The sequence below is a fragment of the Cupriavidus sp. USMAA2-4 genome (assembly GCF_001854305.1).
In the GTDB taxonomy this organism is placed as follows: domain Bacteria; phylum Pseudomonadota; class Gammaproteobacteria; order Burkholderiales; family Burkholderiaceae; genus Cupriavidus; species Cupriavidus malaysiensis.
Genome location: NZ_CP017750.1, coordinates 1 through 22,644 on the forward strand (window position 1 = coordinate 1; position 22,644 = coordinate 22,644).

General features: G+C 63.2%; 22 protein-coding genes and 2 pseudogenes. 14 read left to right on the forward strand and 10 right to left on the reverse strand.

From position 1 onward, the window contains the following. The first annotated feature begins 146 nt into the window (after positions 1–146). The 6 genes and pseudogenes from BKK79_RS39710 to BKK79_RS41915 all read left to right on the forward strand — a co-directional run bounded on the left by BKK79_RS39710 (position 147) and on the right by BKK79_RS41915 (position 5,395). Positions 147–833 (forward strand): annotated as a pseudogene (locus BKK79_RS39710) (SDR family NAD(P)-dependent oxidoreductase). Next, a complete protein-coding gene (locus tag BKK79_RS39715) occupies positions 805–1,245 on the forward strand; it encodes an alpha/beta fold hydrolase (RefSeq protein WP_232346515.1) in 441 nt (146 codons plus the stop codon). The pseudogene BKK79_RS39710 and the gene BKK79_RS39715 overlap by 29 nt, the downstream one beginning before the upstream one ends. A gap of 431 nt (positions 1,246–1,676) precedes the next feature. Next, positions 1,677–2,313 (forward strand): annotated as a pseudogene (locus tag BKK79_RS41340) (AMP-binding protein); the annotation flags it as partial. Between the two features lie 266 nt (positions 2,314–2,579). After that, positions 2,580–2,936: a DUF4158 domain-containing protein gene (locus tag BKK79_RS41815; protein WP_232346516.1), complete on the forward strand. Its 357-nt coding sequence runs from the start codon at positions 2,580–2,582 to the stop codon at positions 2,934–2,936. 163 nt (positions 2,937–3,099) lie between these two features. Continuing rightward, positions 3,100–4,647, forward strand: a complete 1,548-nt coding sequence (locus tag BKK79_RS41820) for a Tn3 family transposase (RefSeq protein WP_232346517.1) — start codon at positions 3,100–3,102, stop codon at positions 4,645–4,647. Beyond that, a complete protein-coding gene (locus tag BKK79_RS41915; RefSeq protein WP_250637831.1) occupies positions 4,574–5,395 on the forward strand; it encodes a transposase in 822 nt (273 codons plus the stop codon). The genes BKK79_RS41820 and BKK79_RS41915 overlap by 74 nt, the downstream gene beginning before the upstream one ends. Positions 5,396–5,532: 137 nt before the next feature. Here BKK79_RS41915 and BKK79_RS36185 read toward each other — a convergent pair whose 3' ends face one another. From BKK79_RS36185 to BKK79_RS36215, 7 genes are all read right to left on the reverse strand, one after another. Next, positions 5,533–6,588 (reverse strand): DMT family transporter, encoded by a 1,056-nt coding sequence (locus BKK79_RS36185; RefSeq protein ID WP_024570392.1) that lies wholly within the window; start codon positions 6,586–6,588, stop codon positions 5,533–5,535. A 38-nt stretch (positions 6,589–6,626) separates the two neighbouring features. Further along, entirely contained in the window at positions 6,627–9,857 is a 3,231-nt protein-coding gene (locus BKK79_RS36190) for a CusA/CzcA family heavy metal efflux RND transporter (RefSeq protein WP_024570393.1), read from the reverse strand. Further along, the gene (gene czcB / locus BKK79_RS36195) at positions 9,854–11,041 is read right to left on the reverse strand and encodes a CzcB/NccB family metal efflux transporter periplasmic adaptor subunit (protein WP_024570394.1); all 1,188 of its coding nucleotides are present in this window, start codon (positions 11,039–11,041) and stop codon (positions 9,854–9,856) included. The genes BKK79_RS36190 and czcB overlap by 4 nt, the downstream gene beginning before the upstream one ends. Then, a complete protein-coding gene (locus BKK79_RS36200) occupies positions 11,038–12,294 on the reverse strand; it encodes a TolC family protein (protein WP_024570395.1) in 1,257 nt (418 codons plus the stop codon). The genes czcB and BKK79_RS36200 overlap by 4 nt, the downstream gene beginning before the upstream one ends. Before the next feature lie 73 nt (positions 12,295–12,367). Continuing rightward, on the reverse strand, positions 12,368–12,943 hold the full coding sequence (locus tag BKK79_RS36205) for an RNA polymerase sigma factor (RefSeq protein ID WP_017514986.1): 576 nt from the start codon (positions 12,941–12,943) through the stop codon (positions 12,368–12,370). Continuing rightward, positions 12,940–13,386 (reverse strand): periplasmic heavy metal sensor, encoded by a 447-nt coding sequence (locus BKK79_RS36210; protein ID WP_024570396.1) that lies wholly within the window; start codon positions 13,384–13,386, stop codon positions 12,940–12,942. Before BKK79_RS36210 ends, BKK79_RS36205 begins: the two co-directional genes overlap by 4 nt. Further along, entirely contained in the window at positions 13,383–13,670 is a 288-nt protein-coding gene (locus tag BKK79_RS36215) for a CnrY/NccY family anti-sigma factor (protein ID WP_017514988.1), read from the reverse strand. Before BKK79_RS36215 ends, BKK79_RS36210 begins: the two co-directional genes overlap by 4 nt. A 133-nt stretch (positions 13,671–13,803) precedes the next feature. Here BKK79_RS36215 and BKK79_RS36220 point away from each other — a divergent pair, with 133 nt between their 5' ends. The 6 genes from BKK79_RS36220 to BKK79_RS36240 are packed head-to-tail and all read left to right on the forward strand — an operon-like array spanning position 13,804 to position 18,093. Beyond that, entirely contained in the window at positions 13,804–14,778 is a 975-nt protein-coding gene (locus tag BKK79_RS36220) for a chromate resistance protein ChrB domain-containing protein (protein WP_017514989.1), read from the forward strand. A 39-nt stretch (positions 14,779–14,817) separates the two neighbouring features. Next, on the forward strand, positions 14,818–16,023 hold the full coding sequence (locus BKK79_RS36225; RefSeq protein ID WP_024570397.1) for a chromate transporter: 1,206 nt from the start codon (positions 14,818–14,820) through the stop codon (positions 16,021–16,023). Positions 16,024–16,041: 18 nt separating this feature from the next. Beyond that, on the forward strand, positions 16,042–16,635 hold the full coding sequence (locus tag BKK79_RS36230; RefSeq protein ID WP_017515809.1) for a superoxide dismutase: 594 nt from the start codon (positions 16,042–16,044) through the stop codon (positions 16,633–16,635). A 17-nt stretch (positions 16,636–16,652) separates the two neighbouring features. Then, positions 16,653–16,991, forward strand: a complete 339-nt coding sequence (gene chrE, locus BKK79_RS39720; protein WP_017515810.1) for a rhodanese family chromate resistance protein ChrE — start codon at positions 16,653–16,655, stop codon at positions 16,989–16,991. Further along, on the forward strand, positions 16,988–17,449 hold the full coding sequence (locus BKK79_RS36235; protein ID WP_024570398.1) for a chromate resistance protein ChrB domain-containing protein: 462 nt from the start codon (positions 16,988–16,990) through the stop codon (positions 17,447–17,449). The genes chrE and BKK79_RS36235 overlap by 4 nt, the downstream gene beginning before the upstream one ends. 17 nt (positions 17,450–17,466) lie before the next feature. Beyond that, on the forward strand, positions 17,467–18,093 hold the full coding sequence (locus BKK79_RS36240; protein WP_017515956.1) for a hypothetical protein: 627 nt from the start codon (positions 17,467–17,469) through the stop codon (positions 18,091–18,093). A gap of 254 nt (positions 18,094–18,347) precedes the next feature. Here BKK79_RS36240 and BKK79_RS36245 read toward each other — a convergent pair whose 3' ends face one another. Then, positions 18,348–18,632 (reverse strand): H-NS family nucleoid-associated regulatory protein, encoded by a 285-nt coding sequence (locus BKK79_RS36245; protein WP_017515957.1) that lies wholly within the window; start codon positions 18,630–18,632, stop codon positions 18,348–18,350. 232 nt (positions 18,633–18,864) lie between these two features. Here BKK79_RS36245 and BKK79_RS36250 point away from each other — a divergent pair, with 232 nt between their 5' ends. Further along, positions 18,865–20,538 (forward strand): site-specific integrase, encoded by a 1,674-nt coding sequence (locus tag BKK79_RS36250; RefSeq protein WP_029306638.1) that lies wholly within the window; start codon positions 18,865–18,867, stop codon positions 20,536–20,538. A gap of 127 nt (positions 20,539–20,665) precedes the next feature. On the opposite strand, the gene BKK79_RS36255 is transcribed toward BKK79_RS36250, so the two are convergent. Continuing rightward, positions 20,666–20,893 carry a hypothetical protein gene (locus BKK79_RS36255; protein WP_071040582.1) on the reverse strand — a complete coding sequence of 76 codons (228 nt, stop codon included), beginning with the start codon at positions 20,891–20,893 and terminating at the stop codon, positions 20,666–20,668. Further along, positions 20,890–21,828, reverse strand: coding sequence for a DNA-binding protein (locus BKK79_RS36260; RefSeq protein WP_004635320.1), 939 nt, complete (start codon positions 21,826–21,828; stop codon positions 20,890–20,892). Before BKK79_RS36260 ends, BKK79_RS36255 begins: the two co-directional genes overlap by 4 nt. Positions 21,829–22,426: 598 nt before the next feature. On the opposite strand from BKK79_RS36260, the gene BKK79_RS41345 reads away from it, so the two are divergent. Continuing rightward, positions 22,427–22,603 carry a hypothetical protein gene (locus BKK79_RS41345; protein ID WP_004635326.1) on the forward strand — a complete coding sequence of 59 codons (177 nt, stop codon included), beginning with the start codon at positions 22,427–22,429 and terminating at the stop codon, positions 22,601–22,603. Positions 22,604–22,644 lie beyond the last annotated feature (41 nt).

A 22,644-nucleotide genomic window follows, 5' to 3' on the forward strand; every position in this document is an offset into this window, starting at 1 on the left:
CAGCTAATATATATGTACAATATCAGACATGCACAAATAGCTGCCCTGACGGGGTGGCATCAACATTGGAGACAAGCATGCGGTTCAAGGACAAGACTGTTTTTGTGACTGGCGCTGCCAGTGGCATTGGTGAAGTGACGGCGAGGATGTTCGCCACCGAGGGTGCTCGCGTCGTGCTCGCGGACTTATTGGAGGAAGAGGGCGTCGCAGTGACGCAGGCCATCAATGAAACGGCGGGGACGCGTCTTTTGTCAAGCTCGATGTGTCGAGCGAGACGGACTGGAGGCACGCGATAGCGTCCGCGGAAAAGGACTTCGGGGCCGTGCATGTCGTTGTCAGCAATGCCGGCATCAGCGGAATGGTGCCGGACCATGAAAATGTTGAATACATGGACCGGCTGACGTCGGTGCACATTCGTGGGACCTTCCTGGCGATTCGGCACGGGGCGAAAGCGATTGTTCGGGCCGGTGGCGGATCAATCGTGACGGTGTCGTCGATTGCGGCCTACTGCGGATTGCCGGGCCTTCACATGGGCTATGCCGGGGTCAAGGCGGGCGTGCTGGGAATGACCCGGTGCGCAGCCGGTGAGTACGCAAGATCGGGGGTGCGCGTCAATGCGATTGTGCCGGGGCTGCTGCCCCCCAATGAGAACGTCCGTGGTCTCCGCGGATCCGGCCATGCGAGAGAAGTTCTTCGAGACCGTGCCCGCTCGGTGGCACTGGAGGCAGAGAGGATGCTGCCAATGCCATTCTGTTCTCGCATCGGATGCGGCCGCCTACGTCACCGGTGCCGAAGTCCTTCTGGATGGCGGTTTCCTCGCCTACCGATGCTGAGGCCGGCCATGCCTGTCTTCGTGGGAGTGCATGGTGCTTGGTCCGGCGGGTGGGCGTGGTGGCGGATGCATTCGCTTTTCCTCGGCAAGGGCATCCGCTTCGTCATGCCGACCTGTACCGGCTTGGGGAGAGAGCGCACTTGCTGAATCCTGGCATTGACCTTAACACGCACATCGAAGACATCGTTCAGGTCATCGAACACGAAGATCTATCCGATGTCGTGCTCGTTGGACACAGCTATGGCGGGATGGTTGCGACTGGCGTTGCTGCGCGGGTGGCCAATCGGATCCGGCGGCTGATTTACGTCGACGCGCTGCTTCCGGAGCCCGGTGAGTGTGCGCTCGACCTCTTGCTCGGGTACAGAGTCAGGGCGTGCTGGAAGCCGCGCAGCAGAAGGGATTCGGGTGGTTGATTCCACCCACGCCCATGCCCGAGGACACGCCCACGCGTGATCTCGACTCGCAGCGACGCGACGAGGGCCTCAGCCCTTGCACACAATTCACGTCCGCACTTCCGGCGAGGGATCATGCGAGCCGTCTCCCGGCCACGTATGTCTACTGCACACGGATCGGTCTGTACGACAGCTTCGGCAGTTCTGCCGCACGCGCCCGCGGCCATTCCGGGCTGGACGTTTCACGAGCTGAATGCAACGCACAACCCGCACATCACGATGCCGGAGCGCCTCGTCGAACTTCTGACGCAGAACATCGAACGCAGCAGCAATCCCTCGAGCTGAGGACGCAGGCGACAAGACGTTTTTCTGGCGCCGCACCACATCCTTGGCGGGATGCGGTGATGAGTGCTGGTGCTTATTGACATTCTTTTCACACAAGGAGCGTGTTCATGCTCGGTTTGATGCAAGATCGTCCCGCTTTTGATTTCCAACCTGATCGACTTTGCCGAGCGCCACCATGGTGAAGCCGAAATCGTCTCTCGCCGCGTCGAGGGCGACATCCACCGCTGCACCTGGGCCGACGTCGCACGGCGCGCGCGCTGCGTGGCCAACGCGCTCGACGCCGATAAGCTGGCGTTCTCCGAGCGGGTGGCCACGCTGGCCTGGAATGGCTACCGCCACCTGGAGCTCTACTACGGCGTCTCGGGCTCGGGCCGCGTTCTGCACACCATCAACCCGCGCCTGCACCCCGACAGATCGCCTGGATCATCAACCACGCCGAGGACCAGGTGCTGGCCTTCGACCCAACTTCCTGCCGCTGGTGCAGGCCGTGCATACCAAGTGCCCCACGGTGAAAAAGTGGGTGGCGCTGGCCGACGCAGACAAGCTGCCGCAGGACACCGGCATTCCGACCTCGTGAGCTACGAAGCCTGGATCGCGGGCAAGCTGACACCTACGACTGGCCCGAGTTCGACGGAATTCTGCCTCCAGCATGTGCTACACCAGCGGTACCACCGGCAATCCGAAGGGGTGCTGTACAGCCACCGCTCGACCACGCTGCACGCTCTCGCAGCAACGCTGCCGGACGGGGTAATCGTACTTTCGTGCTAAATCTGGCGCTTTCCCTGAAAGCCGTTACTGGCAGGGCTTGTCGGTCGACTCCCGCGACCGTCGGCAGACTCTGAGAGATCTCGCGGTAACATAGCTGCCCACGCACCGCGCCGCCGCAAGGAGGTAGGGAAATGCCAGGCATGGAATTTCGCTATGTGGGAATCGACCGCTTGCCCGCCAAATGTCGGAGTTCGACGTGGAGCGGTACTTTGCGCTCACCGACAGCGACATGGCGGAAGTGAATGAGCGGTTTCGACGAGACTGGCGCGCCGGCGCGGGCAATCCAGCTGGTCTTTCTTCGGGCGAGCGGCCATACGCTGGACCATGTCGGCACCCTGCCGCGTCAGTTGCTGCGTTACATCGGTGAGCGCCTTGGCGTGCCGACGCCAACCATCGCGTCGCTGCGGACCATGTATCACCGCTACAAGACGCTCTATGACCACCAAGTCTGGGCCTGCGACTATCTCGGGCTGACACGGATTGGGCCAGACCATTGGGCAGGGCTTGGGGCGTGGATGCGCCAGGATGCAAAAGAATCTCTGACGCCGAGGACCTGCTACAGCACGCGCGCTCCTGGCTATACGAGCGGCGGATCCTGATCCCGGCCGAGCGAGCGTTGCGCGATCTCGGCCGCTCGATCTGGGCGGAAATCGAGCGAGCTGTGGTAGCCATGATCGAGGCTACCATCCCGGAATCTCAACTTGCGCGTGCGGACGCGGTTCTGTCGACCCGTCACGAAACGTCGGGAGTGACCGTTCTTGAGTGGCTGAAGACCCCGCCAGCACGTCACAGCCCGACAACCATTGCCGAACGCTCGAGAAAATACGATTCCTGAAGGAACTCGGAGCGCATACCTGGCAACTGGACGCGGTGCCTATGGAGAAGCAGCGGGCCTGGGCCAAGCGCATCGAGGCGCGCCGCCCCGTTAAGATCAGAGAACTGAAGGCGTCGACGCGCACGCTGGAACTGGTTTTCTTCCTTCGAGTGACCTTACTGGAATTGACAGACTCCCTGCTTTATCAGACAGGGCGACGGGTCTCCGATCTGGTCCGACAGGCCTACGAAAAGACCACGACCAAGCAGGCCCGCTCTGCCGCGGATTACCGCCAGCGCCTGCTAGCGATCAAGATGCTCGTCGGCGAGGCCGAACGTTCGGCCGAGGAGCGGCTCGCGGAGATCGGCAAGCTGCTGGGGGATTTACCTAGCAAGCCCGCCATGAGCCATGCAGCCAGTGTGCGCGAGACACTGACTGAGGACAATCAGCGGATCCGAGCTCTACTCACATCGCTGCGGGAACTGGATTTTGCCGGCCGGGAAGCGGAACCCAGCCTGCGCCAATTGGCGCTCGTTACCAAATTGCACGATAGCGGTGCGAGTGAGCTACCCCGCGGCAGTGAGGTGCCAGCCAGCGGCAGTTGGCATGACCTTATCGAGAATGACGATCGCAAACGTGCACTGCATGCGTTGGAAGCCTCGGCAATCACCGGCCTGCGCAAAGGCCTGCGACGTGGCTCCGTGTGGATTCATCACAGTCTATCTTTCCGGGAACGGGATCAACTGCTGATTCCATCGACGCAATGGGAAAACGAACGCGACCGACATCTGTCGTCGCTGGCATTGCCATCGACGGCCAATGCGTTTATCGACCGCCTGTCGGAGCACCTCAAGGTGAATCTTGCGGCCTTGGATGAGGCGCGCGAGGCCGGCCGGGTCACGATCGGCTCAGACGGTACGCTGCACCTGTCGGCATTGGAGGCGCTGCCCACGGATGGTCTGCCTCGCAAGACACGCGACATGCTCTTCAAGGCCATCGGTACAGCCCAGTTCGCGGATCTGATCATGGAGATGGACGCCCGCACCGGCTTCAGCGCAGTCCTCCTGGCCCGAAGAGCGCGTGACGCGAACGAACTCGTGGCGTTGTACGGCGCGCTGATCGCACACGGCACTGAGATCGATGCCAAGGCTGTCGCAGCGATGATTCCCCAGCTGGACGCGGCGCACATTTCAACACTGATGCGCGCGTTGGAGATGCCAGGCCGACTGGCACGTGCCAATGATCGGGTAATTGAGTTCCAGCGGACTCACACGATCACCGAACTATGGGGAGACGGACAACGAGCCTCGAGCGACTCCATGAGCCTCGACACCTCACCCACCTTTTCTATGCCCGCGCCGATCCCGGCGGCGCACCCACGCGGTCGGAATCTATACGCACGTGCTGGACCAGCACGGAATTGTGTACAACCAGCCGATCGTGCTCAACGAGCGACAAGCTGGCGTCGCGATCGAAGGCGTCGTGCGCCACAATGACACGCGCGACGACGGTGGCTTGCTTCGACTTTCCGTCGACACGCATGGATATACGAGCGTCGGCATGGCGGTTGCGAGCTGCTTGGATTCGATCTGTGCCCGCGTCTGCGCAATCTGGCCGAGCGCAAGCTCTACTTGCCGCGGCGATTGGCCGCCCGGACAAGCTGACACCGGTCGTCGCCATGAAATCTCTCTCAAGGCTATTCGTGATGGCTGGGACGGCTTGCTGCGGCTGGTGGCATCTATCAAGTCCGGACGCGTCAGCGCCGTGGTTGCCCTTCAGCGCTTCGGCAGTGCCGCACAGGGTGATGCCGTCTATCGTGCCGCCGATCAGCTCGGCAAGCTGCTGCGGACGCTGTTCCTATGCGACTATTTTGGCAATCCAGAATTCCGGCGGGAGTTGCATACCCTGCTCAATCGCGGAGAGTCAGTCCATCAGCTCCAGCGTGCGGTCTACACCGGCAAGGTCGCGCCAGAACGGGGCCGTCGGCGTGACGAGATGATCGCGATCTCGGGCTCACTGACCCTGCTCACCAATCTGGTGATTGCGTGGAACACGCAGCGCATGCAGGTGACAGTGGATGCCTGGCGCCAGAAGGGGCAGAGGATCGATGATGACTGGCTACGGAGAATGGGGCCAGCGCACTTCGGACATATCAACTTCCGGGGCACGCTGCGTTTCCCGCTCCATCTGTATCAGGAGATGTTGCTGGACGCCGCACACGGGCAGCGCGCGACAGGTTCATGAGGAACGCACCATGGAATCTGTACTGAGAAAGCCTCCTCGTCTTGCACTACCGAAACTTGAGCTTCCTTTAGCTCAAGGTAGAGAAAGTGGTCGGAGGACCCTCAAGCGATTTTCAACAGTGCGGAGGCAGTGCCACGCTAATGCGAATGACGATGATGCACGTCCGGATAATGCGGATGCTTGTGTACCATCACCTCGTGCGCGTGCCAGTGTCTGTGGGGCTCCTTGCCATCCCATGGGAAGTCGTGCTCATGCTGATGATGCTCGTCGTGTCGATGCGAGTGGCTGTGCGCCAGTGGCTCATGGGTATGCTCGTGCTCGTGCCGCTCGCGCAGGTGCAACCACACGCCCAATGCCATCAGCGCCGCGGCAAGCCAGAAAGCCAAGCCTGGCACTTCAGGCCAGATCACAAATGAGATCAGGACTCCAAACAATGGTGCGACCGAGAAATACGCACCGGTTCGCGCAGTGCCCAACAGACGCAGCGCCACCACAAACAAGGCGAGACTCACACCGTATCCGGCGAATCCGACGACCAGCGCACCTGTCGCGGTACTGAGCGGTGGAAACACAGCCCCATGCATCAGGGCGAGCGTCGTGTTGCATAGTCCAGCGACAACACCCTTCAGGCAGGCGACGAGTAGCGCGTCATTGCTGGAGACCTTGCGGGTCAGGTTGTTGTCAACCGCCCAGCACAGGCAAGCGCCGACGATAAGCAGCGCGCCAGTCGACATCTGCAGGCTGCCCGGCTGCCAGGAAAGCAGCAAGCCGCCGGCCACGATCGCGATCATCCCCAGAACAATCTGTCGGTCGGCGTTCTCCTTGAACACCACCCAGGCGATGACGGCCGTGAACACACCCTCCACGTTCAGCAGCAGGGATGCCGACGCGGCGTTGGTCGAGACGAGGCCAGTCATTAGCAACGCTGGCCCCGCCACGCCGCCCGCAAGGATTGCGCCAATTAGCCACGGCACCTCTGCTCGCGGAATGCCACCATGATCATTTCCCGGATCAGGCTTCGCCCAGATTCTTCGGATCGCGAGCACAAGGGCCAAGCCGAAGCCGCTGCCCAGATATAGCAGCCCGGCCAGCAAGAGCGGGGCAACTGAACCGGTCAGCGCCTTGGCCAGCGGCGTGCTTGCACCGAATAGCAGAGCGGCCAGTAATGCCGGAGATGCGGTACGAATGGACATGGCGGATCAGGGGATGGGGCTAAAGTGGACTCGCGAACTCACATTTCTAGCACGGCTTGCGCTTCCGGCCGGCCGGCGGCCCGGCGCTTCAGCACCATGCCGCAAAGTGCCGGCAGCACAAACAATGTCAGCACGGTTGCGGTGATGAGTCCACCGATGACGACGGTGGCCAGCGGCTTCTGGACTTCCGCACCGGTGCCGGTGGCAATGGCCATCGGAACAAAACCGAGCGATGCCACTGCGGCAGTCATCAGCACCGGCCGGACCCGTTCCATGGCACCGTCGATCACCGCACTGTGCGGTGTCATGCCATCTTCAAGCCGCTTCCGGATAGCTGAAATCAGTACCAGTCCGTTCAGCACAGCCACACCCGACACCGCAATGAAACCGACGGCCGCCGAGATCGAGAACGGGATGCCGCGCAGGAGCAGTGCGAACACGCCGCCAGCCAGCGCCAGGGGCACTGCCGTCAGTACGGTCGCCGTCAGTGCGGCGCTGCCGATCGCCATGTACAGTGTCGCGGCGATCAGGATGAAGCACAGCGGTACGATGATGGCCAGGCGCTTGGTTGCCGCCTGCAGATTCTGGAATTGGCCGCCCCACTCGATATACATGCCTGGCGGTAGCTTGACTTCCTTGGCGATGCGATCCGCGGCATCGTCCACGAAGCTGCCCAGATCGCGGCTGCCCACATTGGTTTCCACGTACACACGACGCTTGCCATTGTCGCGGCTGACTTCATTGAGACCCTGCGTGAACCGGAACTGCACGAGTTGGCGTAGCGGTACCGAGGCACGAGGCTGACCGTCAACCGCTGGCAGCATGACCGGAAGCGCGCCGAGGACGTCGAGGTTCCCACGCTGCTCGCCCGGCAGGCGAACCACGATGTCGAAACGGCGATCGCCATCGAAGATCTGCCCGGATTGCCGACCCGCCATAGCCGCGGACACCGTATCAGCCACTTCCTTGACCGTCAGGCCATAGCGGGCGATTGCGGCGCGATCGAAGACGATGTCGAAGGTCGGGAAACCGCTGGTTAGTGGCACGCGAACGTCGGTGGCTCCCGGGGTTTTTCTCAGCACGCCCGCGATGCGCTGAGCCGTGGCCGCCAGTTCGTCCAGGTTTTCGCCATAGACCTTCACGGCGACGTCGCTACGCACGCCGCCGATCAGTTCGTTGAACCGCATCTCGATCGGCTGCGTCACATCATAGTTATTGCCGACCATCGGCGCGGTCTTCTCGCGAATGCGCTCGATAACCTGTTCCTTGCTCGTGACCCCCTCCGGCCACTCGTCCTTCGGTTTCAGGATGATGTAGTTGTCCGAAGCGTTCGGCGGCATCGGGTCGGCCGCCAGGCTGGCCGTGCCCGCCTTCGAATACACCGTTTGGACTTCCGGCAGCGACAGCACAGCGCGTTCAAGTGGCAGATCGATGGCGACCGACTGGTCGATCGACGTCGACGGAATACGCACCGACGACAGGTTCAAGTTCTGCTCGTCGAGCGTCGGCATGAATTCGCGTCCGACAAACGTGAAGGCCGCCGCCGCGATCGCCAGCGTCGCAACACCGGTGCCAATGAACGGCATTGGGCGCGCCACGGCAAGCTCAAGCCACGGCCGGTAGCGCTGCTTGGTTGCCGCGATGATGCGCACCTCCTTCTCAGCCACCTTCTTGCGCAGCAGCACTGCCACCATGGCGGGCACGAAGGTCAGCGACAGCACAAAGGCCGACGCGAGTGCCAGCATCAGCGTAATCACCATCGGGGAGAACATCTTGCCTTCCACTCCCTGGAAGGTCAGGCATGGCAGGAAGACCATGAAGATCACGAGCTGGCCGTAGACCGTCGGACGGACCATTTCGCGGGAGGACTGGATAACTTCTTCCAGCCGCTCATTGAGTGTCAGCACACGCCCCTCGTGGTGCTGCCGCTCAGCCAGCCTCCTGAGCGAGTTCTCCACGATGATGACCGCCCCGTCAATGATCAGGCCGAAGTCCAACGCCCCCAGGCTCATCAGGTTGCCGGAAATATTGAGCTGATTCATGCCGATCGCGCTGACCAGCATGGACAGCGGAATGACCAGGGCGGCAATGGCCGCCGCACGCCAGTTGCCCAGCAGGGCGAACAGGATTGCCACCACCAGCAGCGCTCCTTCCACCAGGTTCTTCGCCACCGTTTCGATGGTCGCAATCACCAGTTGGGAGCGATTGAGAGTAGGAACGATCAGCACGCCTGGCGGCAGCGTCTTCGAGATCTGGTCCAGTTTGTCGCCCACGGCTTGCGCCACGGTGCGGCTGTTGGCCCCAACGAGCATCAGCGCGCTGCCCACCACGGTTTCGTTGCCATTGCGGCTGGCGGCACCGGACCGCAGTTCTCCGCCAATCTTGACCGCTGCGACGTGTCCCACCGTGATCGGCACACCCTGTCGTTGGGCAATCACAGCCCGGGATATTTCGTCGGCCGATTTGATCCGGGCATCGGCGCGCACCAGGTATGACTCTCCGGAGCGCCGGATAAAGTTCGCGCCGACTGACAGATTGGCATCCTCAAGTGCCTGCGCAAGCTCGCCATAGGAAATGCCGTAGGCTGCCAATTTGGCGGTGTCAGGCTCGACGACAAACTGCTTGACGTAACCGCCGAGTGAATCGACGTCGGCCACGCCAGGCGTCGTGCGCAACTGCGGCCGGATGATCCAATCCTGCACCGTGCGCAGATAGGCGAGCCTTGAGACGCGATCATCGAGACGCTCGCCACGCTCGGTCAGAAAGCTGCCGTCGCTCTGCCAGCCCGGCTCGCTGTCCTTGATGGGGGCGCCGGTGCCGTCCGGATACTGGTACTCGACGCTGTAGTGAAAGACCTCACCCAGCCCCGTCGATACCGGTCCCATCTGCGGCTCGACATTTCCCGGCAGGTTCGGACGCGCCTGGGCCAGCCGTTCGGTTACCTGCTGGCGCATGAAGTACAGGTTCGCGCTCTCTTTGAAGATCACGGTCACCTGGCTGAAGCCGTTACGCGACATCGAGCGCGTGCTCTCGACACCGTTCAGACCGGAAATAGCCGTCTCGATCGGATACGTGACGCGCTTTTCCACTTCCACCGGGCTCATCGTCGGCACCACGGTGTTGATCTGGACCTGCTTGTTCGTGATGTCAGGCGTGACATCGATCGGCAGCAGGTTGAGTTGCCAGGCGCCAATGATCGCGACGATTGCCGTGAGGAACAGAACCAGCCAGCGATAGCGGACCGAGCCGCTGAGGATACGCTCGATCATTCCTCGTCCCCGCCGCCCTTGTTCATTTCCGCCTTGACCAGGAAGGCATTGCGGGTGGCCACCTGTTCGCCGGGCTGTACACCGGAGAGGATTTGCGCCGAACCACCGCTACGGGTACCCACCAGCACGGGACGTGGACGGAAGCCTTCCTGCGTGCGGACGAAGAGGACGTCGCGGCCGTCGAGGTTCTGCACCGCGTCTTCCGGCACAGAAAGGGAAGCGGCATCGCTCGCCGCCGTGCGCAGGCGCACCTGGACGCCTTCGCCCACCACGAGCCGATCAGTCGGCTGCGCCGGCACCACGACCACCGTCGCGGCACGCGCGCTACCTGTCACAGTCGGCGTGACCGCCTGCACGCGCGCCGGCAGCGGCGAGCCGTTGGCCAGCACAATGGTGGCGTCGCTACCGGTGGCAATGCGGTTCGTATCGGCGGCGGTCACGGCGGCCTCCACCTGCACGGCACCGGTGCCGGCCACGCGGAAGAGTTCCGCCTGGGGGGCCACGAAAGCGCCCAGCGTGACGGACTGGGCCGTGATCTTGCCCGCAATCGGGCTGACGACGGCCACCGAGCGCCCGTCGCTGGCCAGATGCGCGGACTGGGCCACCGTGGCAGCGCGCTGCGCTTCGGCCTGCGCAACTTCGAGCGCGGATTTCGCTGCTTCCATTTCCTGACGGGGCGTGACGCCCTGCTGGAATAAGCTTGCCTCGCGCTCGTAGGTCTTGCGCGCGAGATCGGCCTTCGCCTGCGCGACCTTGCGCTCGGCAGCCATGGCGGCTGCATCGGGGCTATCGACCACGGCCAGCACATCACCCGCCCGCACGGAATCGCCAAGCCGGCGCTGAATACGCTGCACGGCGCCGGCGGCGCGCGACACGATAACCGCCTCGCTGCCGAGCACTGCTGCCACCGTGGCCGGCGCCAGGATTTCCGCGCCGACTGCTGCGCTCGCTACCGGCTCCACCGCGATGTTGGCGGCCGCAAGGTAGGCGGCCGGAATTTTGACCTCTTGTGGGCCAGCTTTTTCCGCCGTGACTCCCGGCTTCTTCGCTTCTGCAGCCTGTGACGATGCGGGCAACTTCTCCGGCCCAGACAGTCTCGCCGCGCCGAAACCCACCGCCGCCGCCACTGCGGCCACCCCAGCTACCATTGGCCAGTTCACAGACCGACGCTCGTTCTTCATCATCGTGATTCCTCAAATGCCAGACGGCCGTCTGCCTGAGCCAGCGCCGCCAAGGCGCGCACGCGCGCCAGGCGCGCGTCAATCGTCAGTTGCCGGGCTTCGATCAGTGCACGTCGCACGACCAGCAGTTCCATCAGCGGCGTCTTGCCTGATTCATAACCAATGCGCCCCATGCGATAGGCTTCCGTAGCCGCCTGTTCTCCCTCGCTAGCCGCGGCGAGTTGCTTTTCCGTCGTGGCCACTTGGGAGATGGCGGACTGGCGTACGGCATTCGCCTCAAGCCGAATGCTGTCGAGCCGCGCCTGCGCAGCCGCGACGCGTTCGACGGCAGCGTTGATGCCATTGCGGTTCTGGTCAAACAACGGAAGGGAAGCCGTCACGCCCACCACGTAGCCACTGGCATTGGTCCAGCCATAGCGGCGTACCCCCGCGCTGACGCCGACATCGGGGATCCAGCGCTTTCTTTCGACGTCCACCTGGGCGTCCAATGCATTGCGTTCGGCTTCGGCAGCGCGCACCGAGGGGGACTCGCCAAGCGCGGTGGGAGCATTCAGGATGGCCGGCTGGGCCGTCAGCAAGGAACTCGTGACCGCCGTATAGGGCTCCGAGGCGCCAGACAGCGCGGACAACCTTGCCAATGCTTGCGTGGCGTCGTTGGTGGCTGCCGCCTCGGCAGCCTGCGCCGCCGACACACTGGCTCTTGCCTGCGCGCTGCGCAAACTGGCCTCTTTCCCGGAATCGACGAGGGCACGCGCCGCCGCCAGCTCCTCATTGGCGCGTGCCAGATTTTCGGTCGCCAGCGCCTGGCGCCCCAGCATCGCTTCTGCGGTTGCGTAGACCACAGCGAGTTCCGCGGCATAGGCCACCTGAGCCTGCCGCTCTCGCGCCTGTGCTGCGGCGAAGTTGCGTTCTCCGACCTCGATGCGCGCGCCCCGCTTGCCCCCAATTTCAAAAGGCTGCGTGATCGAATAGGTATTCTGGCGCTGGCTTACGCCTTCGCTTGCCGGGGCGCCCAAGTTCTCCAGCACGGTATCGATCCGCGGGTTGAGCCAGGCACGGGACTGAGCGGCGTCGGCGCCGGCGGCGCGAACATTGGCCGCCTGCGCGACCATTGCCGGGGCAAGTGCCAGTGACTGCTGCAACAGGTTCTGATAGGGAGGCGCCTCGGCGGCATGGCTCAATGCGGCAGGCAGGCACCACAACGCCACGCTGAGGTAGCGAGGCCGGCAAAGCAACGAAAAAATCACCTGTTTCATCGAAGAGAGAAGGTTGACTACTATTCCTCTCTATACGAATCCAGGTGGTGCTTCCCCTCGTCGGATTGGGTCTTTATTTTTGGGAGCCCGCCTCGAGTACGGCGGCAAGTTTGGCCCGCGCACGCGCAATGCGCCCCTCGATGGCTTTCACGCTCATGCCAAGCACGGCTGCTGCTTCCGGCTGGGACATTCCCACGATTGCCGTCAATACAATCGCTTCGCGCGAGCCCTTGTCCAGCTTGTCCAGGGTCTTGACTACGCGTGCCAGGTCCCGGCGCGCTGCCACGTGCTGTTCCGGGCCCGGCTCATCGTGTGCGACCCCGCCGGCCAGTTCCATGTCGCCAAGGTCCTCAGCGCCGAAAAGGAATTGTCTGACGCGCCGGAAGCGATACAGGTCCCGCATCTTGTTGAGTCCAATGCGGAAAAGCCACGCGCGAAACGGCCTGTCTCGATCAAAATCATCCAGCGCGTGCCATGCGGCGACAAAGGTGTCCTGTACGACGTCGTCAACGTCGGTCTCGGGAATACCAAAGCTGCGCGCAGCCTGAGCCAGCGCGATGCCATGCCGTTCCACAAGCTGACCGAACGCGCGCTGGTTGCCTTCGGCCGCCTGGCGGGCGAGCAATTTGTCCGCGTCGTCGGGATTCACTGCGATCCACGGCGAAGCGCATCGACAAGGACGCGGTCGTAGGCAGGCCGATGCTCGGGCTTGAGACCGGCACGCATCTCGAACACATGGACCAGCGTGGCGCGCTGCAGGTCGCCGGCGGCGCGCTCGACCTCCTGGGTTGCGGCCTCGACCTCGGGCGACCAGTTTGGATTTCTGGCGATGGCGTTCGCCAGCTTTCCGTTCGCCGCCCGCAACCGCATCTCGATCTCCCGACGGCGCTGGGCAAATGCCTCTTCTTTCAGTTCGAGAATTTCGCGCTCGTTGGCGTCGAGCGGCACGGCTTCGTGCAGCATTTCATGCAAGTCGGTGTGCCGTTCATGCGAGGAACGCGTGACATAGACACCTGCAATCGCCACGGAAATGCCGACTAGCGCGCCAACCAGCGTGGAAATGGACAGGCGTCGGGTTCGCGGCGTCATCATTCGCCGATCAGCAGGCCGAACGGCGATGCGGCAGACGGCGTTGCCACCCAGGTCGGTCCAGTCCTGACCACCAGGCTCGTGGCCACTCGGTCCATTGCCGCGTACGCCACCAGCGCCGCCACAGCGGCACAGAGGACGGCTCGCCACACATCGTGGCGCGCGACAAGGACTTCTTGCGTCGGTTCTGCCGCGATCCGCCTCTGAATTTCCGCGATGTCCGTTTCGGAAGACGCCTTTCGTATGATCCTTGAGGCGCTATTTAGCCATTCGTCGATGTCAGCCATTGCTGATCTCCAAGCTGTTGACCTAGCTAATACGGCGCTAAGCGGCAGACACCCTCGCATCCGTATCGAATATTTGAATTGTAGAGATCTCTACAACATTGAAGAGGCGACTACGGCCAGCTACGCTTGGCGCATGAATCCTCTCCCATCCAGCCCCCAAGCCACCTGGCTGCTGCTGATCGTCAGCCTGCCGACATCGGCTGCGACCCCGCGTATGCGACTGTGGCGCGGCATCAAGTCGCTCGGCGGCGCGTCGTTGCGGGACGGCGCTTACCTTCTGCCCGACCAGCCGGGATTGCGCGGCCAGCTCGAAAAGCTCGCTGCCGACGCGACCAGCGAAGACGGCAAGGTTTGGATCCTCTCGGTCCACACGAACGATGCGCGAGAGGATGCCGAGTATCGCGCATTGTTCGACCGGTCGGCCGAATACGCGGCCTGGGCGGCCGAACTCTCCGGTGCGCGCGCAACGTTGGGCGACACGGACGAAGCGGAATTGCTGCGCCTCGTGCGCCGCCACGGCCGGGGATTCGACGCGATTCGCCATATCGACTTCTTCCCCAACGACGCTTCGGCCCGGGCCGAAGCGCAATGGCGCGACTTCAACGCGGCCGTTGACATTCTCCTGTCGCCGGGCGAACCACATGGGGTAGCCGGCAGCATCCCACGACGTGATCCCACCCAGTATCAGGGGCGGCACTGGGCGACACGCCGGCACCTCTGGGTGGACCGCGTCGCCTGTGCCTGGCTGATCCGGCGCTTCATCGATCCCCACGCCACCTTCCTCTGGCTCGCCGACATGCACGAATGCCCGGACGACGCGTTGGGATTCGACTTCGATGGCGCGACGTTCACGCATATCGGCGACCGCGTTTCCTTTGAAGTGTTGCTCGCCAGCTTTGGGCTCGACGAGGACAAGGGGCTGGCGCGCCTTGGCCAGATGATTCATGTACTCGACATCGGCGGCATGCCCGTCGCGGAAGCGAGCGGCTTTGAAGCCGTGCTGACCGGTGCCCGTGAGCGGCTGTCCGACGATGATGCCCTGCTGGACGAGATGAGCCATGTCCTCGATTCGCTCCATCTGCACTTCTCCAGTAGCCGCAAGCGCTAATCCAAATTCGCCAATCAATTTCACACCTCAAGACTAACGATGAACTCGCCCCAACCAGCCGATACCGCATCGGACCAGTCAACCCATAAGCGCCCCGGCTACACGCTACGGCAACTGGTGCTTTACTTCCTGCGACTCGGCACCTTCGGCTTTGGTGGCCCGGTGGCCCTGGCCGGCTACATGCACCGTGATCTGGTGGACGCGCGCCAGTGGATCACCGACGCCGACTACAAGGAAGGCATCGCGCTGGCACAACTGGCGCCAGGGCCCATGGCGGCCCAACTGGCGATCTACCTTGGCTATGTGCATTACCGCATCCTGGGCGCGACGCTCGTCGGCATCGCCTTTGTGTTGCCCTCTTTCCTGATGGTGTTGGCACTCGGCTGGGCATACACGCGCTTCGGTGGACTGACGTGGATGCAGTCCGTGTTCTACGGGGTGGGTGCCGCCGTCATCGGCATCATTGCGATCAGTGCCTACAAGCTGACCAAGAAGAGTGTTGGTAAGGACAAACTGCTGTGGTGCATCTACCTGGTGCTCGCAGCAGTGACGGTCATCACCGAATCGGAGGTGGCTTGGCTATTTCTGGCGGCTGGCGTTCTGGTCTGGTTCTGGCGTGCACCGCCCAAATGGTTCCGCCAAGGCAAGCTCAATGCGATGGCGGCAGCACCGTTGCCGGCGGCAAGTGGTCTGCTAAGTACCGTGGACTGGCCACTGCTCTCGCAGATCGGTGTGTTCTTCGCCAAGGCCGGTGCGTTCGTCTTCGGCTCGGGGCTCGCCATCGTGCCGTTCCTGTATGGCGGCGTGGTGACCGAACACCACTGGTTGAACGACAAGCAGTTTGTGGACGCCGTGGCCGTGGCCATGATTACGCCTGGCCCGGTAGTCATCACCGTCGGCTTCATCGGCTATCTGGTCGCAGGACTGCCGGGGGCCTGCATGGCAGCGGCGGCAACGTTCCTGCCCTGCTACCTGTTCACGATCCTACCGGCACCGTACTTCAAGAAATACGGGAAGCTGCCCGCCATCCTGGCGTTCGTGGATGGTGTCACGGCAGCCGCCATCGGCGCGATCACGGGCGCGGTCATCGTGCTGGCCAAGCGCTCGATCATCGATATCCCCACGGTGTTGCTGGCACTGGTCACCGTTGCACTGCTGCTGAAGTTCAAGAAACTGTCCGAGCCCATGATTGTTGCAGGTGCCGCCGCGATCGGCCTGCTCGCCTATCCGCTGCTGCACCACTGAATCGCCACAGGAGACACGATGACTTACCAGATGAAGCCGCTCTCATGCGATCCGGCGGGGTTGCCAGGCCTGTCCGAGAAACTAATCTTCAGCCACTACGAGAACAACTACGGTGGCGCAGTCAAGCGACTGAATGCCATTACGGCGGAGCTTGTCGCATTGGATGTCGCGACCGCACCTGTGTTCGTACTCAATGGGCTGAAACGTGAGGAACTCATCGCCACGAATTCGATGATCTTGCACGAGGTGTACTTCGACAGCCTTGGCGATGGCGGGCCGCTGGAAGGCAACCTGAAAGCCGCTATCGAGCGCGATTTTGGCTCGGTCTCGCGCTGGCAGGCCGAATTCACGGCAATGGGCAAGGCGCTTGGCGGTGGCTCGGGCTGGGTGTTGCTCACCTATTCGCCGCGCGACGGGCGGCTCGTCAACCAGTGGGCGTCGGATCACGCCCATACGCTCGCAGGCGCCACACCCATCCTGGCGCTCGACATGTATGAGCACTCCTACCACATGGATTACGGCGCCAAGGCGGCCGCGTATGTCGATGCGTTCCTGCCGAACATCAGTTGGCAACGCGTGGCAACCCGCTTTGCTGCCACAGCTCAGCAATAACCGACGCAGGATTGCCCATGCCGAATGCTACCACCTCCCGTGAACTCGCCGCGGCTTTGCAAGCCCTCGACTCACCGCAATTGATCGACGTCAGACGCAAGGCAGCGTTCGATGCGAGTGACCAAATTATCACGGGGGCCATCTGGCGCAACCCCGATGACCTTGGCCACTGGATTTCCACTCTCGACGCAAACCGCCCGGTCATCGTCTATTGCGTTCGCGGCCACCAAGTTGGCCAAGACTGCGCAGCGCTGCTGGAAGCCGCTGGCTTTGATGCGTCGTATCTGGTCGGCGGTCTCGAAGAATGGGCCGCCGGTAGTCATCCCACGGTTAGCAAACCACGGACTGCGCCATGAAATGGATCACGCGTGAACGCCCCAAGATCGATCGCATCGCCTGCCCGTGGCTGATCGCACGCTTCATCGACGAGACGCCGGACTTCCTGTACGTGCCGGCCGCAGACGTCGTGCGCATCGCCAACGAATCCGGTGCCATTCCTTATGACATCCCTGGTGTTGAGCTGACGCATGTGGGCGAGCTTTGCAGCTTCGATGCGTTTCTTGATAGGTACAAGCTCGGCGGTGATCCGGCCCTGCAGCAACTGGCCGGCATTGTGCGCGGCGCGGATACATCACGGTTGGACCTGACACCGCAGTCGAGCGGACTCTATGCGATTTCACTGGGGCTGTCTCACGTCTTCACCGACGACCATGAAATGCTTGAACGCGGCATGGTGATGTACGACGCGCTGTATGCATGGTGTCAGAGTTGCCAGGCGGAAACGCATCAGTGGCCACCAAAAATGCCTGCGTGAACGCACCGGGGGGCCGGATGAAGCGGATCTTACTCACTCCACTACTTTTACTGATGACCCTGCCCACATTGGGGGAGACCGTCATGTTCAGTCAAGACAAGCAAGGGGCGTTGCCCGCAGGGTGGCTGGCTGGCGTCACCGGACGTGGCCAGCCGAAATGGACCATTGAGGCCGACCCGACCGCGCCAAATGGGGCCAATGTGCTCAAGCAGTCTGGCTCCGGCGATTTTCCGTGGTGCGTGAAGCAGGACGCCTCTATTACTGACGGGTATGTCGAGGTGAAGTTCAAGCCGATCGCTGGTCGGGATGATCAGGCCGGTGGGGTGGTTTGGCGCTGGAAGGACGGTAACCAGTACTACGTCGCGAGAGCAAACGCATTGGAGAACAACGTCTCTCTGTATTACACGATCGGCGGACGCAGGCACACGATCAAGTATCAGGAAACACCAGTCGCCGCCCGGGTCTGGCACACATTGCGCGTGGAATTCGCCGGGAGTCATATCCAGGTTTCCCTGGACGGCAAACGACAGATTGACGTAACGGACGAGCACATCAGTGGCGCCGGCGCAGTTGGCGTCTGGACGAAGGCGGACAGCGTGACTGTGTTCGATGCCTTCTCGTTCAGCGCCGCCGTATCGAAGTAGCGCAAAAAATGGGAACAAGCATGATCACCCGGGTACTGGCATGGAAGGAAACTCGCGGTACGCGATTGCAATTGGGACGCTTTTTACCGGCTGCGACAGCTTCTGAATTTCGATCCTGTGTCGCGATATGCGTCGGTGTCGCCATTGGTTGCTTCACCACAACGGCATTGGACGGCCGCTTCCACTCAACAAGTGGTCGTTGACATGCTGTGTGATCAGCGGCGGTAACGGGTCGGGTACGGCCCTCCGCCAAGCTATACCTTTTGCTCTGCGCGGAAATGCTCGATCGACTGCCCCGCATTGACCGCGCGCTGCAACCAATCCGGCAGGTCGCCCACGCCATTCCAGGCGTGGCCAGCGGCGTCCCGAAATTTGATGACGCCTGAGGCAGAGCCTCCGGCTACGCCGGGCGCCGCGAAACAGCCTGCCGCCAGGAGTTGCTCATAGCTCAGCCCGAGCCGGGCCATCTGTGACTTGATCCACAGGACTGCGTCGGCGCGCTCGCGCAAGGATTGGGCCCCAGGATAGGCGATTGGCATGGCGGGGGAAGATAACGGCGGGCAGTCTGCTCGGCCCCGCCCACGGTTCGTGACGGGCGTTGTAGCCCACAGCCGATTCTAGCCCATGCCCGCCGACCCTCCCCCCAATGCCGCCTCGCGCGCCCCAGGGACAGGTGTGCCCATGCCTCGGCAACGTTTCGAATCATGGGTACAGAGATAAGAGTTATTATCTCTGTACCAATATCTTGGTACGTAACTTGCTCCACACAAAATGCCCCGACGCCTAACTGTTCCCGATGGCCTGCCCGACCCCGCCGCTCTTGCCACGCTGCGCGCCTGGTACGAGGGCGCTTCCTCGCGTGAGTCGGCCGACCGCTACCTGCGTGATCGGATTGGCGATGGCCAATCGGCAAGAGGCATCATCGGAGCGATCCGGCGCCAACTCGTTCAGTATGCCCGGCAGCGCCAGCGCCCCGACCTGGCGGAAGTCTTCGTGTGCTCTGCCACCGAGCGCGTGGGCTACGCCCGGGCAGCTGCGGCGGCCATCGAGCAACTGCGTGTAACCCCCGCGCCTTCGCCACAGATCAGCGATGCCGTGGCACAGTGGCTGCCAGCGCGCGCCGTACGCGCGCTGCAGGCCGCTGGCATCAACACTCTGGCCGACCTAACCGTTCGAATCCCCCGCCGGCGACAGTGGTGGACCGCCGTGCCGGGGCTCGGAGTCACCAGCGCCCGCCAGATCGAGGCATTCTTTGCCGCACACCCGGTGCTAACCGAACGTGCCCGCGCTTTGATCGTCGCCGACCGACGGTCCATCGTGACGCCGTGGGAACACCTGCGGCTGCCCCACGAGGTCGACGGCTCCGCCGGCGCCTTCCGCGCTCCGCTGTCGACCTGCATTCTGGGTGTGGACAATGATTACGAGGCCATCCAGGCTTGGCTGGCCCTGCACGAATCGCCGGCCACGCAGCGCGCCTACCGCAAGGAAGCCGAACGGCTGATCCTGTGGGCCATCGTAGCGCGAGGGAAGGCCCTTTCATCCTTGACGACCAAGGATGCGACCGACTATCGGGCATTTTTGCGCAGACCCACGCCGCGCGAGCGCTGGGTCGGACCACCACGGCCACGCACGTCGCCGGACTGGCGCCCGTTTGTCGATAACCTCTCGGCGCGCTCGGTCGCACATGCGCTGGCCGTACTCAGCGCCTTGTTCCGCTGGCTGGTGGAACAACGCTATGTGCTTGCCAACCCATTTGCGGGTATCAAGGTGCGCGGCAGCCAGCGTGCCATGGCCGTGGAAACCACGCACGCGTTCACCGAAGGCGAATGGCTGCTGGTACGGACCATCGCCAACGGCCTCGAGTGGTCGTACGGCTGGCAAGCTGCGGCCGCACAACGGCTTCGCTTCCTGCTGGATTTCGGATACGCGACCGGGCTGCGGATCAGCGAACTGGCCAATGCCGCGTTGCGTCACCTCGACGCCGACGCCTTGGGCGATCACTGGCTGCACCTGGTCGGCAAAGGTGGCAAGCCCGCTAGGGTCGCATTGACGCCCTTGGCGCGGGCAGCGCTGGAACGCTACCTGCTGGAGCGCGAGCTCCCTGTCAGCCGCGCTCGCTGGAACCCCACTACGCCCTTAATCGGTAGCCTGGATGGTGGTGAAACCGGCATCACGCCCCTGCGCCTGTGGGAAGTCATGCGCCGATTCTTCAGGCTCGCAGCGGACATCATCGAAGGCGATCATCCAGCGTTGGCAGAGAAGCTCCGCCGGGCGACACCACACTGGATGCGGCACACCCACGCGACCCACGCGCTGGCCAAGGGTGTCGAACTGAGCGCTGTGCGCGACAACCTGCGCCACGCCTCAATTTCGACCACGTCCATCTACTTACATACCGATGATGTCAAGCGGGCCCGGCAGTTCGGCGAGGCATTCGCTGCCTGAAACCATTTTTTAAGCACGTGCCGTGAGTACGGGGCGCGAGGAGATAGCAGCGCTGGCCTGAAATGCGCCAGATTTTGCACCGGAAGGAACAGCAACCGGGAAATGCGCTGCCGCACAAGGCATTGATCTATAAGAGAAATTCAAACCAAACCGCCAGATTTAGCACCAAAAGTACGATCACCCCGGCCTTGGCGTCGGCCAGCGAGCCATAGCGGCGCTTGACGCGCGCCAGCGTCCAGTGCGCGTAGACCGGGTGCCCGAGTGCCTCCGCCAGGTAGGCGAGGGCCGCCGCGACGGTGGCCGGCAGTGGGCGCGGCGGCACCGCGCCCGTATCGATCCAGTCGGCCGGCTTCATGACTGGGCGGTCCGCTTGGCGGCCGCCTTGCCCGTCGATCTGGGCACGCGCGTCTTGGCCGCTGGTGGCGCCGCGGCCAGGGTCGCACGCAGCAGCTCGTCGAGCTGGGCGCGCTGGCTGGCGGTGACGGCCTTGAGTGCGCTCGCCTCGCCCGCGGCGGTCTGGCGCGCGGCCCGCTCGCTGGCCAGGTCGGCGTCGAGTCGTGCGCGCTCGTCTTCCAGCGCGGCGATGCGCCGCTCGGCGAATTTGAGTTGGGAGGCCAGTTGCGCGCGCTCGGCCCGCACCGCGTCGCGCTGGTGCGCGGTTTCCTGCAGGAGCTGCTTCGACAGCGCCTCGTAGCGCGCCTGGGTGGTGGCGATCGCCTCGGTGTGGGTGCGCTCGCCCGCCGTGGCGCGCTCCTGGGCGGTCGCCAGCGCCGCCTCGAGCTCGCCCCGGCGTGCGGCTTGCTCATCGGCGCGCGCGCACGCCGCCGCCTGGGCGGCGCACGCTACGGCCAGCGCGGTGTCGCGCGCGGCGAGCTGGCCGCGCACCTCGCTCAGTTCGGCCCGCAGCAGCTCGACCCGCAGTTCGGCCTCGGCGCGGGCGGCCTCGGCGGTGTCGGCTGTGGCTTGCGCCTCGCGCTTCAGGCGCACCACGTCGTCGAGCTGCACCGCGACCGCGGCCTGCCACAGCGCGCGCATCGCTTCGGCGATCTCGACCGGAATCTCGGGCAGGGCGAGGTCGGCCAGGCCCGAGCGCACCACCTCGGCCTCGATCGCGTTGAGCGTACGCGACAGCGTTGCAGGGTCACCGCCGCCCAGGCGGTCACGCAGCTTGCGCACCGACACCACGCGGCGAAAGCGTGCGGCCGTGGGCGGCGCCGCGTCGCCGGCCTCGGTGAGCATGGCCAGCACGGTGGCGCGGATCTGGTCGGGGGTGGCGGCGAGGCGGGGCATGGCAGTTTCCGGAGGCGCATTTCAGCCTATCTTACGCACATACCTAACGTTAGAAAAGCCATTTATGTGTTGCTTGGGAAAACCAAAGACGGATAAATCTAGTTATCTTGCGGAAACAATGGCTTCCAGCCACAGGGCGCGCTTGGCCGCGCGGCGGGGGCGGTCAACGTTCCAAAACCAAGGGGAAAAGGACCAGTCAGCAAGTGACTGATTTGACTAGGGTTTTAGGGTGGGCATCACCCTGGAACCCGCATGGCTGCTACGGGTGGCTACCCCGGTAAATTGCGGCGAAATCAAGGGGACCCCTGATCCAGACATTCGTCTATTCGCTGGCCTGGCCGCATATCCAGTGGGCGGCGATGCTGGTGGTGCGGCTGCGCCCGGGTGCGGGTAACTAGTCGCTGGACGAACTGTAGGGGGCGAGCACTAACCGTCTCGCGCGGCGGCTTGCGAACCATAGGTCGGCCCGCGGCCGGAAAAATGCTTGACCTTCCCTGCCGTGGGAACGTCCATATTAACCATGGGGGACAGAAGCCCCTGCGGCGTGGCAGGACCAAGTCGGCAGAGAGCATCGGATTTTCCGCCGGAGGTTAGTCAAATGGGCGTTCCGGGGCGCACGTTGTATGAAGAGGTCTTTGCGGTGTTCGAAAGGGCATGCCAGGAAAGCGATTTCGAGCTGGCCGAGGACCTCCTGCTCGCCCTAGAAGCGATGGATCGCCGGCAGGAAGCTCATCGGCAACTCGACCGCGCCTACCTGCTGCTAGCCGATCTCTGAGAACGGGAGTCCCCCGACTTTGGTTTCTACCTGCTTGCCAT

Coding starts and splice junctions, on each gene's coding strand:
- BKK79_RS36210 (WP_024570396.1), bottom strand. CDS start 13,386: ATGATGACGCCGCGAACCCGACGCCTGTCCATTTCCACGCTGGTTGGC.
- BKK79_RS36235 (WP_024570398.1), top strand. CDS start 16,988: ATGAAATGGATCACGCGTGAACGCCCCAAGATCGATCGCATCGCCTGC.
- BKK79_RS41815 (WP_232346516.1), top strand. CDS start 2,580: ATGAGCGGTTTCGACGAGACTGGCGCGCCGGCGCGGGCAATCCAGCTG.
- chrE (WP_017515810.1), top strand. CDS start 16,653: ATGCCGAATGCTACCACCTCCCGTGAACTCGCCGCGGCTTTGCAAGCC.
- BKK79_RS41345 (WP_004635326.1), top strand. CDS start 22,427: ATGGGCGTTCCGGGGCGCACGTTGTATGAAGAGGTCTTTGCGGTGTTC.
- BKK79_RS36240 (WP_017515956.1), top strand. CDS start 17,467: ATGAAGCGGATCTTACTCACTCCACTACTTTTACTGATGACCCTGCCC.
- BKK79_RS36225 (WP_024570397.1), top strand. CDS start 14,818: ATGAACTCGCCCCAACCAGCCGATACCGCATCGGACCAGTCAACCCAT.
- BKK79_RS36190 (WP_024570393.1), bottom strand. CDS start 9,857: ATGATCGAGCGTATCCTCAGCGGCTCGGTCCGCTATCGCTGGCTGGTT.
- BKK79_RS36250 (WP_029306638.1), top strand. CDS start 18,865: ATGCCCCGACGCCTAACTGTTCCCGATGGCCTGCCCGACCCCGCCGCT.
- BKK79_RS36245 (WP_017515957.1), bottom strand. CDS start 18,632: ATGCCAATCGCCTATCCTGGGGCCCAATCCTTGCGCGAGCGCGCCGAC.
- BKK79_RS36230 (WP_017515809.1), top strand. CDS start 16,042: ATGACTTACCAGATGAAGCCGCTCTCATGCGATCCGGCGGGGTTGCCA.
- BKK79_RS39715 (WP_232346515.1), top strand. CDS start 805: ATGGCGGTTTCCTCGCCTACCGATGCTGAGGCCGGCCATGCCTGTCTT.
- czcB (WP_024570394.1), bottom strand. CDS start 11,041: ATGATGAAGAACGAGCGTCGGTCTGTGAACTGGCCAATGGTAGCTGGG.
- BKK79_RS36200 (WP_024570395.1), bottom strand. CDS start 12,294: ATGAAACAGGTGATTTTTTCGTTGCTTTGCCGGCCTCGCTACCTCAGC.
- BKK79_RS36215 (WP_017514988.1), bottom strand. CDS start 13,670: ATGGCTGACATCGACGAATGGCTAAATAGCGCCTCAAGGATCATACGA.
- BKK79_RS36220 (WP_017514989.1), top strand. CDS start 13,804: ATGAATCCTCTCCCATCCAGCCCCCAAGCCACCTGGCTGCTGCTGATC.
- BKK79_RS36255 (WP_071040582.1), bottom strand. CDS start 20,893: ATGAAGCCGGCCGACTGGATCGATACGGGCGCGGTGCCGCCGCGCCCA.
- BKK79_RS36185 (WP_024570392.1), bottom strand. CDS start 6,588: ATGTCCATTCGTACCGCATCTCCGGCATTACTGGCCGCTCTGCTATTC.
- BKK79_RS36260 (WP_004635320.1), bottom strand. CDS start 21,828: ATGCCCCGCCTCGCCGCCACCCCCGACCAGATCCGCGCCACCGTGCTG.